Annotated in this window: 13 protein-coding genes; 2 read left to right on the top strand and 11 right to left on the bottom strand. The window is 40.1% G+C overall.

Annotated elements, in window-relative coordinates:
- Positions 1-240: 240 nt before the first annotated feature.
- From rpsA to ppsA, 10 genes are all read right to left on the bottom strand, one after another.
- On the bottom strand, positions 241-1,914 hold the full coding sequence (gene rpsA, locus L3D27_RS03620) for a 30S ribosomal protein S1 (RefSeq protein ID WP_373627555.1): 1,674 nt from the start codon (positions 1,912-1,914) through the stop codon (positions 241-243).
- A gap of 412 nt (positions 1,915-2,326) precedes the next feature.
- Positions 2,327-2,539: a hypothetical protein gene (locus L3D27_RS03615; protein ID WP_432481570.1), complete on the bottom strand. Its 213-nt coding sequence runs from the start codon at positions 2,537-2,539 to the stop codon at positions 2,327-2,329.
- A complete protein-coding gene (gene cmk / locus L3D27_RS03610) occupies positions 2,536-3,225 on the bottom strand; it encodes a (d)CMP kinase (protein WP_432481569.1) in 690 nt (229 codons plus the stop codon). Before cmk ends, L3D27_RS03615 begins: the two co-directional genes overlap by 4 nt.
- A gap of 53 nt (positions 3,226-3,278) precedes the next feature.
- Positions 3,279-3,884: a tRNA adenosine(34) deaminase TadA gene (tadA, locus tag L3D27_RS03605; RefSeq protein WP_432481568.1), complete on the bottom strand. Its 606-nt coding sequence runs from the start codon at positions 3,882-3,884 to the stop codon at positions 3,279-3,281.
- A complete protein-coding gene (gene ung / locus L3D27_RS03600; RefSeq protein WP_432481567.1) occupies positions 3,866-4,585 on the bottom strand; it encodes a uracil-DNA glycosylase in 720 nt (239 codons plus the stop codon). The genes tadA and ung overlap by 19 nt, the downstream gene beginning before the upstream one ends.
- A gap of 66 nt (positions 4,586-4,651) precedes the next feature.
- A complete protein-coding gene (locus L3D27_RS03595; protein WP_432481566.1) occupies positions 4,652-5,560 on the bottom strand; it encodes an RDD family protein in 909 nt (302 codons plus the stop codon).
- Positions 5,561-5,611: 51 nt separating this feature from the next.
- Positions 5,612-5,875, bottom strand: coding sequence for a hypothetical protein (locus L3D27_RS03590; protein WP_432481565.1), 264 nt, complete (start codon positions 5,873-5,875; stop codon positions 5,612-5,614).
- A 19-nt stretch (positions 5,876-5,894) separates the two neighbouring features.
- Entirely contained in the window at positions 5,895-6,998 is a 1,104-nt protein-coding gene (locus L3D27_RS03585) for an MFS transporter (RefSeq protein WP_432481867.1), read from the bottom strand.
- A gap of 323 nt (positions 6,999-7,321) precedes the next feature.
- A complete protein-coding gene (locus L3D27_RS03580; protein ID WP_432481564.1) occupies positions 7,322-8,968 on the bottom strand; it encodes a tetratricopeptide repeat protein in 1,647 nt (548 codons plus the stop codon).
- Between the two features lie 138 nt (positions 8,969-9,106).
- Positions 9,107-11,470, bottom strand: coding sequence for a phosphoenolpyruvate synthase (gene ppsA, locus L3D27_RS03575; protein WP_284674268.1), 2,364 nt, complete (start codon positions 11,468-11,470; stop codon positions 9,107-9,109).
- 263 nt (positions 11,471-11,733) lie between these two features.
- Here ppsA and ppsR point away from each other — a divergent pair, with 263 nt between their 5' ends.
- Positions 11,734-12,618 carry a posphoenolpyruvate synthetase regulatory kinase/phosphorylase PpsR gene (gene ppsR / locus L3D27_RS03570; protein ID WP_284674267.1) on the top strand — a complete coding sequence of 295 codons (885 nt, stop codon included), beginning with the start codon at positions 11,734-11,736 and terminating at the stop codon, positions 12,616-12,618.
- A gap of 116 nt (positions 12,619-12,734) precedes the next feature.
- Positions 12,735-14,228 carry a Si-specific NAD(P)(+) transhydrogenase gene (sthA, locus tag L3D27_RS03565; RefSeq protein WP_432481866.1) on the top strand — a complete coding sequence of 498 codons (1,494 nt, stop codon included), beginning with the start codon at positions 12,735-12,737 and terminating at the stop codon, positions 14,226-14,228.
- 190 nt (positions 14,229-14,418) lie between these two features.
- Here sthA and L3D27_RS03560 read toward each other — a convergent pair whose 3' ends face one another.
- Complete coding sequence (locus L3D27_RS03560; protein ID WP_432481563.1) at positions 14,419-15,441, bottom strand: mechanosensitive ion channel family protein; 1,023 nt, start codon at positions 15,439-15,441, stop codon at positions 14,419-14,421.
- Positions 15,442-15,601 lie beyond the last annotated feature (160 nt).

Below are 15,601 nucleotides of genomic sequence, written 5' to 3'. Positions count from 1 at the left end.
TTTTCGTCAGATGCTAATAATAACGGAAAAATTGGCAAATGTGAATGAATTTTTTGTTAGTTTTCATTATTTTGTTAGATATTTTATCATAACTAAAAATCCGTTAATATCCCAACTATGTAATCAGTTGGCAATCCACCATCCTGTCATCATATATAATTAGCATTTACAGTACATGACTAAAAATTAGCAATAAAAAAGGGCAACGACTGTCACCCTTTTTTATTGCTAGGACTAAAATTAGCCTTTTAGCTGATTAGCAAAGATATCGCCTAGGGTTTTAGGCTGATTCTCCGCTGCAGTGTTTGATAACTCTCTGATGGCTTGACGCTCATCAGCTTCATCTTTGGCTTTCACAGATAGAGTGATGCCACGAGATTTACGGTCAATACGAACGATTTTTGCTTCTACTTCATCACCAACGCTTAGTACTTTAGAAGCATCTTCGGTACGCTCACGAGCGATGTCAGCAGCAGCTAGGTAGCCTTCTACTTCATCAGCTAGAGTAATAACAGCACCTTTAGCATCTACTTCTTTAACCGAACCTTTTACGATAGCACCACGGTCGTTAGCCAATAGATACTCGTTGAATGGGTCAGAGTTAAGCTGTTTGATGCCTAGACTGATACGGTTAGCTTCTGCATCCACTTGTAGAACAACAGCTTCTACAGTATCGCCTTTGGTATAGTTGCGGATAGCTTCTTCGCCAGACTCAGTCCAAGAGATGTCTGATAGGTGAACCAGACCATCAATACCGCCTTCTAGACCGATGAACAAGCCAAAGTCAGTGATTGACTTGATGGTACCAGAGATTTTGTCACCTTTGGCATGGTTTTTGTCAAACTCTTCCCATGGGTTTGGCATGGTTTGCTTGATGCCCAAGCTGATGCGACGACGCTCACCATCAATTTCAAGAACCATAACATCAACTTCATCGCCCACTTGAACAACTTTTGATGGGTGGATGTTTTTATTAGTATGATCCATTTCAGACACATGCACCAAACCTTCAATACCTTCTGCGATTTCTGCAAAGCAACCGTAGTCAGTTAGGTTAGTTACACAAGCTTTAGTGATGGTACCTACTGGGTAAGTTTGCTCAACTTCTCCCCAAGGATCAGAGCCAAGTTGTTTTAGACCTAGAGATACACGGTTACGCTCACGGTCAAACTTCAATACTTTTACTTTAAGGTCTTGACCAACTTCTACCGCTTCTGATGGATGCTTGATGCGTTTCCATGCCATATCAGTGATGTGCAGTAGACCATCAATGCCACCTAGATCAACGAATGCACCGTAGTCAGTTAGGTTCTTAACGATACCCTGAACTTCCATACCTTCTTCTAGCTTAGCTAGTAGCTCATCACGCTCAGCTGAATTTTCAGCTTCCATAACGGCACGGCGAGATACAACAATGTTGTTGCGTTGCTTGTCAATCTTGATGACTTTAAACTCTAGCTCTTTGCCTTCTAGATGAGTGGTTTCACGAACAGGACGAACATCTACCAATGAACCTGGTAGGAACGCACGCACAGAACCAATCTCAACAGTAAAGCCACCTTTAACTTTAGAAGAGATAAGACCAGTAACGATTTCGTCATTTTCATGAAGCTGCTCAAGAGCACGCCAACTTTCTTCACGCTTCGCTTTTTCACGAGAAAGAACAGTTTCGCCCATACCGTTGTCAACTTTTTCAACAACAACATCAACTTTATCGCCAATGGCAACTTCTAGTTCGCCAGCTTCGTTCAAGAATTCTGAACGCACAATAAAGCCTTCTGATTTCAGACCAGTGTCAACAGTGATACGCTCGTTGTCAATGGCAACGACTGTACCAGAAATTACAGCACCGATCTCAACTTTGATTTCGTTGGCGTTGCTTTGTTCAAACAGTTCAGCAAATGATAAACTCATTAGTAATACCTTAAAATTAGCCGTAGCCTGTCCAGCACAGTACGGTTCAAGTGATGTGTGCTATTGAGAGGTGCTGGTTTTGACTCAAATAGCAACACAAAAATATGATAAACCCAATAATTATATCAGATATTTATTAAAATAGATAGCGATTTATTTTAAGATAATACACCCACTGCTGCCCTTTTGCCCCATAACGGTTCGCACTTGCCTTATAAAACCCACCACCTTTTCATAAAGTCTTTGGGCGGACGCATTGGCGTGATTTACCCCAAGTACAATCTCATTACAAAGGGGGATATGCGTTTTACAAAATTCTTATAAGCACTTGAAATTCAGAGCGTTTTTAGCATATCCCATACCTTGAAAAGCAGGGTTTATTGACATCGAGCGAAGCAGGACGGCATTAGAATTATCGGTGTAGCGGTATTTGTCCTATCCAAAATCTAGCACAAAACCCCACTGCCCGATGCAAGCCATCGTTCAAAATCACCACCCTATAAGCATCCACAAGCTCATCATCAAACCAGTCTTTTGGCAGGGTGGTGAACTGCATTTGTTCATCGTTTAACTCATAAGACAGTTCATCTTGGTGTGTGGTGCTAAGTGGAGTAAGCATTATCATAATTTACCCTGTGCAAACGCCAAAATCTCATCAAACACCACATCTGCCGATTTGTCTGAGCTATCAATCACAAGGGCATCTATGGCAGGGCGACTTGGGGCGACGGCACGATTTTCATCTCGCTCATCTCGGGCGATGATGTCTGCCAAAATCGCATGATAATCCACCACTTTGCCTGCTGTTTGTAATTGTAGCACCCGTCTGTCAGCACGAGCCTTAGCACTTGCGGTCAAAAATACCTTAACAGGGGCATTGGGGAAAATCACCGTCCCCATGTCTCGCCCATCTGCCACAAGCCCCGCCTTGTCTTTTGCCATGTTTTTTTGTAAGTCAAATAAAGCCGTTCGCACGCTTGGCAATACAGCTACCCTAGATGCATATCCGCCCACGATTTCATTGCGAATGTCGTCCGTTAAGGGCGTATTATCCACTAGGATTTCCACTGTTTTTGTGGTGGTATTAGGGCGAAAAGATAGGTTTAAAGACTGGGTTAATTTGGCAACTTTTTGCTCGTCAATCTCTGTATCGTCAAGCAAACCGTTTTTAAATGCCATCAGACCAATGATGCGATACAACGCCCCACTATCTAACAACTCAAAACCAAAATGCTCGGCAAGACGATATGCCACCGTGCCTTTACCTGTCCCCGAAGGGCCGTCAATGGTGATGATTTTTGGGGTTGTCATAAAAGTTCTCTTTAATATTTTTACAAAATGACTGGTAAGATGAAAATCCGTCATTAGACTTTACACCCTTCATTGATTTGGCTTTCAATTCTCGCCTTTTTCTTATCAGCTCGTCTTTGTTTAAAAAATTGGCTTAACATCATTGAACTTTCATTTGCCAACAGCCCACCTTGAATGGCGATGGTGTGATTATAAAAAGGCTCTTTGGCAAGATTTAACTGGCTTGCCACCGCCCCTGCTTTTGGTTCATACGCCCCAAACACCACACGGCTCACACGGGCATGAATGAGTGAACCAAAACACATGGTACACGGCTCTAATGTAACATACAGCGTACTGCCAATCGGCAAGCGATAATTTTGCACCCGCCTGCACGCCTGACGCAAAGCAACAATTTCGGCATGGTGCGTTGGGTCGTGCGTACCAATCGGGCAATTAAAGCCTTCACCCAAAATCTGCCCGTCATGCACCACCACAGCCCCCACAGGTATCTCGCCACGCTCCGACCCATATCTGGCAAGGGTTAAGGCTTGATTCATCATGACAACATCGGTAGGCGACCAAAATTTCAAGGAGCTAAAATTTGGCAAAACACACGCCATTTTAGACACAAGGTCATATGCAATGCCACGATACGCCATTACTGTGGTAGCATCCAATCAATCGCCCCTTTGCCGTGTCTGACAAGATAATCATTGGTCTGCGAAAACGGACGAGAACCAAAAAATCCACCACGGTTCGCCGATAAAGGGGATGGATGATTGGCGGTTAAAATCAAATGGCGAGAGGTGTCAATAAACCGCCCCTTTTTCTTGGCATAACTGCCCCAAAGGATAAATACCGTATGGTCGGTTTTTTTATTGATGACATCAATCACTGCATCGGTGAACTCTTCCCAGCCCCTACCTTGATGAGAACCTGCCTGCCCATTTTCAACGGTGAGCGTAGCATTAAGCAGTAATACGCCTTGATTTGCCCAGTGCGTCAGATCGCCATGAGCCGATACAGGAATATTTAAATCCATCGCCAATTCTTTTAGGATATTTTGCAGGCTTGGTGGCTTGGGGATGATTTTGGGAACACTAAATGACAATCCCATCGCCTGCCCCGCCCCATGATAAGGATCTTGCCCCAGTATGACGACCTTTACACTTGATAAAGGTGTGGTATTTAACGCATTAAAAATCAATGATTTAGAAGGATAGATGGTCTTGTTCTGTGCATATTCATGTTGCAAAAATGCACGCAGATTGTCCATAGTGGCAGACAGCAGAACATCGCATAACGCCATTTTCCAATCATCGGGCAACTGGACTTTTTGTAAGGCGGTGAGTTGGTCGGAGGTGTATTGAGTATTCATGACTAACCATATTGAAAATTGGACGACTGTTTTTAATTTTTTATGCCGTCCAACCATGATTTTGGATTATTTGTTGTGCGTTTTGGTTTTATTAAGCTGATCAGAATGCGCCTTGACAATAACAGTTTTTGCCAATCTATCATGCCAGCCTTGCTTTTTATCACTCTTAGCTGCCAAAAAGTAATTCACCGCAACCAGTACTAACGCTAAATTAAAAGGCAGTGCCATCGCAAGCCAATAAATTACCAGCAATAAAATGGTGCGAACACCTACCAAAGCACCAAATGACGGTAGTTTGCCAGTCTTTTCATCAACAGCACGAATGCCGGTAACCAGTTTACCAAACGATTGCCCACGCATGGTGATAAGTAGCAACTGAATCAAAAAATATCCGCCAAGCATAAGGAGAGTCATGGTTGCTACTTGAGTTGGAATCTGCTCAGCAAGTGTCTGGGCATATGCCATACGAGCTTCAAAGCTACCTGTTGTCATTTTTTGTTGGTCAGGGTTTAACTTAACCAAACTAGAAATAAAGGGTAAGAATGCAATAATGAATAAGGTTAGATTTACCGCCAAAGCCAAGCAACGACTGCTCAGCGTTGCATAAGTCAAGCCAACTTTATCGGCAGTACGCACCACAGATGTCTGATTGGGCGTAATAGAGGTGTCAGTTTTTTTGCCATATAATTCAGCAACACTCACACGCTTATCTGCGTGTGTTTTGAACTCAACATTATCGCCAAAACCACGCTGACTTGATGGCTGGGCTGACTGATTGGCTGACTGCAAATTGGTGGTGTTTGGCTGGTAACTTAGTTGACCACCAGTAACATCGCCAATTTTTTGCCAACCATTCATTCCCGCATGCCACATCAAATCATCAAGAACCACCGCTCCTGATGAAAGCATGATATTGACCTCTTCGAGAGTGTATGGACCTGCTTGAACTTTATTTCTAGCTAAAAAAATTTTCATTTTACTGTCGTCATGATGAAATTTTTTTATTTTAAACGAAAATGTGGCAAGTTACAATAATTGAATGTGAATTTTCTCAATGAACAAATTTCGTCTGATGATGATTTGTTTTCTTAGTTTTTCATTTAATGTCATGAGTGCAGGATTAATGAAACATAACAAGTTAAATTGATTGCTGGTATGACTTGAATGATGTATTGCACCCCTACCCATCATGACATATTTAAACAACATTGATGCTGTTTCATCACACATTGATTTGGTGATGACAATCCAAAAAAACAGTTGAAATGACCTTCCGTCATGACGGTGCATCACACACCTTACACCAATACTATCTTTTTATCAATAACTTTAACAAAAAAATAATCGCCATATGAACAGCTGCCAATACTGCACAATATAAACAAATCTGGGCATAATCTGCTATATTTTTTGGTACAATCCATAAACTTGTAACCAATGAACCAACAGCATCTCCTGCCAAAAAAGCAGTTTGGGTAAAACCCAAAGCCATCGCCAAAGTTGCTTTATCAAGAAATTCATATTCTAATACTTCTTCAAAAGATGAAGATAATCCAGTAAATGCACTTCTCGCCAAAGTTGCTAACACCAGCACCCAAAGAGCCAAACCATAATACAAGCCAAAAGACATTAGCAAAAAAGACAAAATATAACCCATCATTGCAACAAAAAATCCAATAAAAGGCATATTTTTAAATTTGTTATTATATTTCAATAATAGCATATTTACCAAAATAGACATAACGGTCGTCATCAGATAAATAAATACCGACTTAGATTCGGAAACACCATACTCCACAAACATCAAAATCAAGTAAGGCTTAAATAAACCAACATAAAAACCAACAACAAAATTAGATAAAATAAACAAAATAGTAGATAAGGTTAAAATATTTTTTATGGATATTTTTTCTTTCGGCTTAATTGCTACCTTTTTCAATTTATCAAACTTAATATTCTGATAAGCAAACACACTTGACATAAAAACAAAACCGCCTGCCATTAACAATAACCAAAAATAAATAGAACCAAATACATACACCGCCAACGATACAAGACCCGTCCCAACCAACATAGCAATATTGACAATCATAGAACGCATTGCGGTTAATTTGGTGGTATTCTGGGTACTGTCTTCAGAAATTTGTAGAACCCAAGAGCGATTGGCGAGAATGGCAGTAGATGCACCAACACCTGCGATTATTGCCGTCATAACCGCAATGACTGGGTGCGTAAATACCCGCATAGATAAAGCAAGGGCGTATAATAATAAAGCAAATAACAAGGCTTTGGCAAAACCAATTTTATCTACAAACATTCCATAAACAAAAGAAAACACCCCTGTTACCGCCATAACCGAATATGCCATTCCGTAGGCGGAGATGGCGTTTTCATTTTTAAAATAAATTGGCATAGAAGCCAGTGATATTGCCATACCCATCTGAAAAAAGAGCATAAAAAAAGCATACCGCTTTACATTTGGGTTAGCAAAAAAAATTTCTTTAATCATAAAAAACTCTTGACTTTTTAAAAAATATATTGTATATTAAGAAATGTCAGAAAAAATCTGACATTTTGAAAAATTTCAACTCACTTGAAAAGGAGACTGCTATGCAACTAGCAATTCAAGTGCCAGAAATGAAAAAGTCAATCATGATCTACTTTATCATATGAAGTAAGCTTTAGCAAAAGATGTAGAAACACGGCTAAATCGACTCTACATCATTTAGCCGTGTTTTATTCAAAATATAAAGAACTTAAAAATTCATAGTTTTGTTTTAAAATGTTATTATTGGGAAATTTAACCAGTGCTAATGATAAATAATCAAGAGCTTGCTTCTGATTACCTTTACACAACTCTGTTTCCGCCAATAAACTAAAAGACTTTACAACCTCACTTTCATCAAAGCCAAATAATTCTTTATTTGTTACAAAATTCTTTAACACCGCTTCTAAATCAGGACAACAATCTTGTTCTTTGGATAAAATTTTTGAGTAGAGAGCATCATTTAGATACATTAAAGACTTTTTAGGATCAAGACACAATTTATAAGCATAATAATAGTTAAATGCTGAATCTAAATACAATGTTTTTTGTAATTGCCAATAAGCAAGGGTTGCCCAGTTTTGATGACTGTAAGGGTTGATTAATGTTGTCTGTCTGCAACTAAAAATCGCAGAATCTATATCATTTAAATAACCATAAACTCTTACCAAATCCAAATAATAAGTATCCATTAACTTATCTTTATCCAAAAGTTTATTTAAAGAGATGATGGCATTATTATAATCGCCAAGCCTTTCATAACATTGAGCCAAATTGTACACCAAAACAGAACGATACAATTCTAATTTTTCTTCTCCATCAATGATTGATATATTGTCAATTTGAGCAATACAATCTATCATTAAATTTTTTGCCTCTTCTATTTTATTATTTCGAAATAAAATCAAAGCATACCCATTACGATTAAATAAAGCTGAAAAAATTGCATTTGGAACATTATTTAGATACTCATCAGAGCTTGTAATTTCATTATAGGCTTGATTCAATAAAGACTCTGACTTTTCTATACTTTGAAGTTCTTTACTGTGTACTCTAGCATATAGCATAGCCTTAGAATATCTAGAACCATTTTTGTATTTTTCAATATTATTGTTATTTAATATTAAATCTAAATAATATTCAGACATTATTGGATTTCTTAGCATTTGTTCAGATATAGAAAGAGTATTCCATAAATCAGAATCGCTATAAAAATTCTTAACAAAATTACAGATATTTTTTGCAGTCAAAGCATCGCCAGCATTTAAATATTCAAGTGAGATATTAATTAAATCATCATACAAACCCTTATCAAAATCACTTTTTCCATTGGATTTTAGTGTACTTAATTTATTATATAAATTTTCATCATTATTTTGATTTTTATCTGAATTTAAAGAGTAATTATGCTGAATTTTACAGGAAACCTCCCAACCGCCAAATTTTTGAGCCATCTCAAAAAACCTCTGGCTAAATTCATCCAAATAAGAGTTGCATACAACATAGACAGATAATTTTTCTCCATCAATGTTTTTGTTGATATAGTCAATAATCTTAGCGTATACCGAATCCAAAACATTTTTGGTTCTATAACGAATTCTTTGCTCCAAAGGAATTTTTTCTGTCAAACTAAGATTGCACTGATAAAAATTAGATTTTACAACCATATCAGTGGGATAAAACAGATATAGATTTTTAGATAGACTTGGATCAAAGTTTTGTTCATTCAGACCCAGTTTTCTAAACAAATCTTTTACAGAAGAGAAAGCAATGACATTTCTAGTATCGTGATGAACAACCAATTCCAATTTTTTAACTTCAACCGTAAAAAACTCCATTAAGCTAAGAATGGTTCCAATACTTGTATCATAACATAGTTATAAAGTCAACAAAAATTTATTGTATTGTATAAAAAATCCTGCAAGCCCTATTTTTGCAACAAAAACAAGACTTGCAGGAAAACAACAAATTTTTAATTACTTATCCTTTGCTAAAAATAACCAAGTATCAAGTACGCTATCAGGGTTTAGGGATACCGAATCAATGCCCTGCTCCATCAACCAGCGAGCAAGATCTGGGTGATCTGAAGGTCCTTGACCGCAAATGCCGACATATTTGCCTTGTTTGCGACACGCTTCAATCGCCATACTAAGCAGTTTTTTGACCGCAAGGTCTCGCTCATCAAACAGGTGCGAAACAATGCCACTATCACGATCAAGACCAAGTGTAAGCTGAGTTAAGTCATTTGAACCGATGGAAAAACCATCAAAATACTCCAAAAACTCATCAGCAAGCAAAGCATTGGTCGGCAACTCGCACATCATGATAATCTCAAGACCGTTTTGACCACGCTTTAAGCCATTTTTTTCTAGTAGCTCAATCACTTGGGCTGCTTCTGTGGTGGTGCGTACAAACGGAATCATGATTTTGACATTCGTCAAGCCCATCTCCTCACGCACATATTTTAACGCACGGCATTCAAGCTCAAAGCAATCACGGAAATTATCCGAAATATAGCGACTTGCCCCACGGAAACCAAGCATTGGATTTTCTTCGTGTGGCTCGTAGAGTTTACCACCGATCAAGTTGGCGTATTCATTGGATTTAAAATCACTCATACGCACAATCACAGGCTTATCATAAAACGCTACCGCAAGAGTAGAAATACCCTCAATCAGCTTATTGATGTAAAATTCCACAGGCGAGTTATAGCCTGCCATACGCTCAAAGACTTGCAATTGAGTTTCTTGGGGCAAGCTATCTACATTTAATAAGGCTTTTGGGTGCACACCAATCATGCGGTTGATGATGAATTCTAGTCGTGCCAAGCCCACGCCCTCATTAGGAATCTGAGCAAAATCAAACGCACGGTCTGGATTGCCGACATTCATCATGACTTTAAAGGCAAGCTCTGGCATGGTAGCGATGGAGTTTTTTTGCACTTCAAAATCAAGCCTGCCATCATAAATAAATCCTGTATCGCCCTCAGCACATGATACAGTAACCGCCTGACCATCTGTTAAAAGCTCGGTGGCATTACCACAGCCAACAATGGCAGGTACGCCAAGCTCACGAGCGATGATGGCGGCATGACAAGTACGGCCGCCACGATTGGTAATGATGGCAGACGCTCGCTTCATCACCGGCTCCCAATCTGGGTCGGTCATGTCAGACACCAGCACATCACCTTCTTCAACCTTACTCATCTCATTGAGATTGCTAACGATACGCACTTTTCCAGAACCGATACGCTGACCGATAGAGCGACCCTCACACAGCACTTTTGCCCCTTTGGAGTTGATGACATAACGCTCCATGCTTGTTTTGTCTTGGCGAGATTTCACTGTCTCTGGGCGTGCCTGCACGATAAATAGTTCGCCTGTATCACCATCTTTTGCCCATTCAATATCCATAGGACAGCCGTAGTGCTTCTCAATAATCAGTGCTTGCTTGGCAAGAGCGGTCAGTTCATCGGTTGATAAAGCAAACTGCTGACGGTCTGCCTTTTCTACATCAACAATCTTAGTTGAACGCTTGGTACTACCCTCATCACCATAGACCATCTTGATGTGTTTTGAGCCTAAATTACGACGAACCACCGCAGGGCGGTTTTGAGCAAGTAGCGCTTTTGACAGATAAAATTCATCAGGGTTTACTGCCCCTTGGACAACCATCTCACCAAGACCATAGCTTGCTGTAATAAACACCACTTCATTAAAGCCACTCTCGGTGTCTAGAGTGAACATCACGCCAGAGGTGCCAGTTTCCGAGCGTACCATTCGCTGAACCCCTGCTGATAATGCCACGCCTGCATGCTCAAAGCCTTTATGTACACGATAGGCGATGGCACGGTCATTATACAAGCTAGCAAAAACTTCTTTGATGGCAATCAATACATTATCAATGCCACGAATATTCAAGAAAGTCTCTTGCTGTCCTGCAAAAGATGCATCAGGCAAATCTTCTGCTGTAGCTGATGAACGCACCGCCACCGCAACATCTTGACCACCTGTCAGCTCATCATAGGTACGGCGAATCTCATCTTCTAGATCTTTTGGTAAGTCTTGAGCGATGACCCAATCACGCACCTTAGCACCGACTTCAGCCAGTTTTTCAACATCATCAACATCCAAGCCTTTTAATTCAGCATTAATTTTATCCAAAAGACCTGTTTCGTTTAAAAAACGGTTAAATGCGTCAGCAGTCGTAGCAAAGCCATTTGGTACAGATACACCAACATTTGCCAAATTACTAATCATCTCACCAAGCGATGCATTCTTACCACCAACAATCTCAACATCATCCTTGCCAAGTTGGCTAAATGGAATAACTTGTGCCATAAAAACACCCTAATACTATACTAAGAATTTCCCAAATTATAACGATAAATGACCCAATACTCAATAAAAAATACAATATATTTTACAAAAAAATATAGATATTTATTTATAAAATATGCTTGTGAGTGTGTTAGGTTTCAATAAAAATTTCAAAGACAGTGATTGGCAAGTCGGTTTACTTAGCAGAATTTTATCCTACAAAAACATCTGTTTTTATGTTATAATTTCAAGCATTTATCTGTGGCACGACAATAAGGATAGCCATGTACATTCACACCCCCACACCTAGCCAGTTAGACCATCAGACCAAAGAAACCAAGGATTATACACCACTTCGCAGTGCATTTTTTATCTCTGATGGCACCGCCATTACCGCCGAAACACTTGGGCGTTCTTTATTAAGCCAGTTTGGCAATGTCAAATTTGACATCAAAATCATTCCTTATGTTAATAGCACCGAACTTGCACACGATGCGGTCAAACGCATCAATGAATCGCACCGCCTATCAGGACTAAAACCACTGGTCTTTGACACCATCGTCAGCGATGATATTCGTAGCGTCATCAATGGGGCAGACGCCACAAACCTTGATATCTATGAAGGACTGATTACTCGTATTGCCAATGAGATTGGCGAAAATCCTGACCCACACGCAGGCATTGCACATGGACAGGTAGACAGTGAGGATTATAAAGCTCGTATTGATGCGGTACATTTCGCCCTAGATAATGATGATGGAGCAAGAACCACTCACTACGATGGAGCAGACATTATCTTGGTGGGGCTGTCTCGTTCTGGTAAGACACCAACTAGCCTATATCTCGCCTTACAATTTGGCATTCGTGCCGCCAATTACCCTTTAACCGAAGATGATTTGGACAGTAGCAATCTACCCAAAGTTTTACAGCCATATCGCCATAAGCTCTTTGGACTTACCATCGATACTGAAAGACTCGTGCGTATCCGCCAAGAAAGAAAGGCAGGCTCTCGCTATGCGTCACTTGCTCAATGCCAAGAAGAACAACGAGCCATTCAAGCCATCTACACCGCCCAAAAAATCCCCAATCTTAATGTCTCTGAAATGAGCGTTGAAGAGATTGCCACAAGGATTTTACAGGTATCAGGTCTGGCAAGACGCATTGGCTAATTGTATTAGCACAAGATTAACATGACAATCAACCAATAAGGAATCCCATGAGTAAAAAAAACCAATCCAATGTCAGTACAGAACCTAAAATTACCCCCGAGGATATCACCACTCAGATGTATGAACAAACTGATGTTGATCTCATTCATCAAACACTCATCAGCCCCCTAGACGGACAACGCATCGAACTTCATCAAGAAAAAAGTATCAAAGAGCATAAAAAACACAATTATGAATACGATGCCATCGTACTAGGTGCTGGTCCTGCAGGTGAAGCAGCAGCAATGAAACTTGCCAAATCAGGGCTAAAAGTTGCTGTCATCGACCCTCGTGAACAAGTGGGTGGCAACTGTGCTCATGTTGGCACCATTCCTAGTAAGGCACTGCGTCAATCCGTCTTTAATATCATCTCCATGAGACGAGACCCTATCTTTAGCTCATTTACGGATAACTTTCAAGTCCCATTGAATAAGGTGCTTAGCAAAGCTCGCCGAGTGATTTTAAGTCAAGTGAATACTCATCGCCTATTTTATGAACGCAATCGCATTGAAATTATTCAAGGTTGGGGCAGTTTTCTAGACCCACACACTCTGCAGGTTGAAGACGCTGAAGATGGTGCGAAAAAAACGCTAACCTTCAATCAGGCGGTAATTGCGGTCGGATCTCGTCCTTATCGTCCTGACTTTTTAGACTTTGACCACCCACGCGTCTTTGATTCTGATAAGATTTTGCAAATGGATTATGTTGCCCGCAAAATCATCATTTACGGTGCAGGTGTCATCGGTTGTGAGTATGCTTCCATCTTTACAGGTCTTGGCTATGTGGTTGACCTCATCAACAATAAAGATCAATTACTAAGCTATCTTGACAACGAAATCTCCGACGCCCTCTCTCATGACTTTCGTCAATTTGGTGTACGCATTCGTAATAATGAAGAAATTGATCGCCTAGAAACACATGACGATTGCGTTGTTCTACACCTAAAAAGTGGCAAAAAAATTAAGTCGGACGCCATTTTATGGTGCAACGGTCGCTCAGGCAACACCGATAGCCTAAACCTAGAAGCTGTAGGACTGACCGCCAATAACCGAGGTCAGCTAGAAGTTGATAAAACTTATCGTACCAGTGTACCGCACATCTATGCGGTAGGTGATGTCATCGGTTGGCCATCTTTAGCCTCTGCCGCCTACGACCAAGGGCGTAATGCTGCAGGTTTTATGGTGGGCGATAAATATGCCGAGTTCATCGATAGCGTACCGACAGGTATTTATACCATTCCTGAGATTTCAAGTATTGGGGCAACCGAAGAAGACCTTACCCGAGATCAAGTACCGTACGAAGTCGGACAAGCATTCTTTAAGCATTTGGCTAGAGCTCAAATCATCGGTGAACGCTCAGGCGTGTTAAAAATTCTATTCCATCGTGAAACCTTGGAAATTCTCGGCATTCATTGCTATGGCAACCACGCCTCTGAGATTATCCACATCGGTCAGGCGGTGATGAAGTGCCATCACACTTTGGAATACTTCCTTAGTACCACCTTCAACTACCCAACAATGGCAGAAGCCTACCGTGTGGCAGCATTAAATGGCATGAATCGCATTTTTTAATTCATAGGCTTGGTATGAGTCATTCATACCAAGCCCTTAAAAACTACTTGCCAATAGGCATTACCTCATTGGTGCTATTTATGATAAAAAATACCGCAAATATGCCTTTGCGGTATTTTTTATGGTTTACAATCAAAACTTTGCTTGATTCTAATCACTTGCCACATTTAACGAATAAAAACAACCCTGATTATGGCGTTTTGTCATTGTTGGCATCAGTAATTCCTTGCTGTTTAATCAGCTCTGACAAGTCCTGCAATCCTTCAATATGCAATGTACGATTCGGGAATGGAATATCTACACCCGCTTCATCAAAGGCATATTTAATTTCCTCCAATAGATCGCACTGCACACCAAACCAATCGCCATTTTCCGTCCATGCATACAAAGTCAAATCCACCGAACTTTCAGAAAGTGCAGTAACACGCACCAACGGTTCTGGATTACCTAGCACCAAATCATGCTTTGATGCCGTCAGTAGCATAAGCTCTTTGGCTTTTTTAATATTGCTTTGATAACCAATACCAACCAATACCTCAATACGGCGATTGGGCAATGATGAAAAATTGGTACTAGAAGTCGTCATGATGTCGCCATTTGGGATAATAATCTCATGGTTGCTGGCTGTTCGGATTCTGGTATTAACTAGGGTAATATCAATCACCGTACCCAACTTACCTCCCACCTCAACAACATCGCCACGCCCAAAAGGACGAAAAATCACAATCATCACACCGGCTGCTAGGTTGGACAGTTGATCCTTTAAGGACATACCAATCGCAACCGCCGCTGCACCAAGCACTGCCACGAATGAGTTGGTATTGATACCCAATTTATTTAGTGCAGCCAACATGATGGCTACAATCATCACGCCATATAGCAAATTATTTAAAAAATTCAGTACCGTTTGGTCAAGATGCGTCCTGCTTAACATACGGTTAATCACCGCCAAGATACGCTTACCAACCCATTTACCAATAAAGAATATCAATAATGCCAAAACAAGATTGATGCCCAAATCAATGCTATTTTTTATTAAAGTATTGACATCAATTGGCATACCTAGAAATTCTAGTGCATGATTGGTGCTATTTTCCAACCCTTTAACGGTGGCTGTTGTTACCTCTTTGGTTGTCTCAGCAACATTTTTAATTTCTTCGGCAGTCTGTGAAACCAACTCAGAAGAAGCGTTGCGATCAATAGAATCTGTCATATTTTAAACACTAATTAATAATTGAACTTTTTATTTTAGCCTAATTTTTGTAAAAAGTCATCTCAACAACTTTAGGATATTTAAAAATAACAACAACCGCAAAGTACCAAAGTATCATGAGCACCCATACCAACCACGCTTAATGGCAATTCATAGCAAC

Source organism: Moraxella sp. ZY200743, from assembly GCF_050885545.1.
Lineage (GTDB): Bacteria > Pseudomonadota > Gammaproteobacteria > Pseudomonadales > Moraxellaceae > Moraxella > Moraxella haemolytica.
The sequence above is the reverse complement of the archived record's forward strand: the minus strand, read 5'-3'. Positions and strand labels throughout refer to the sequence as shown.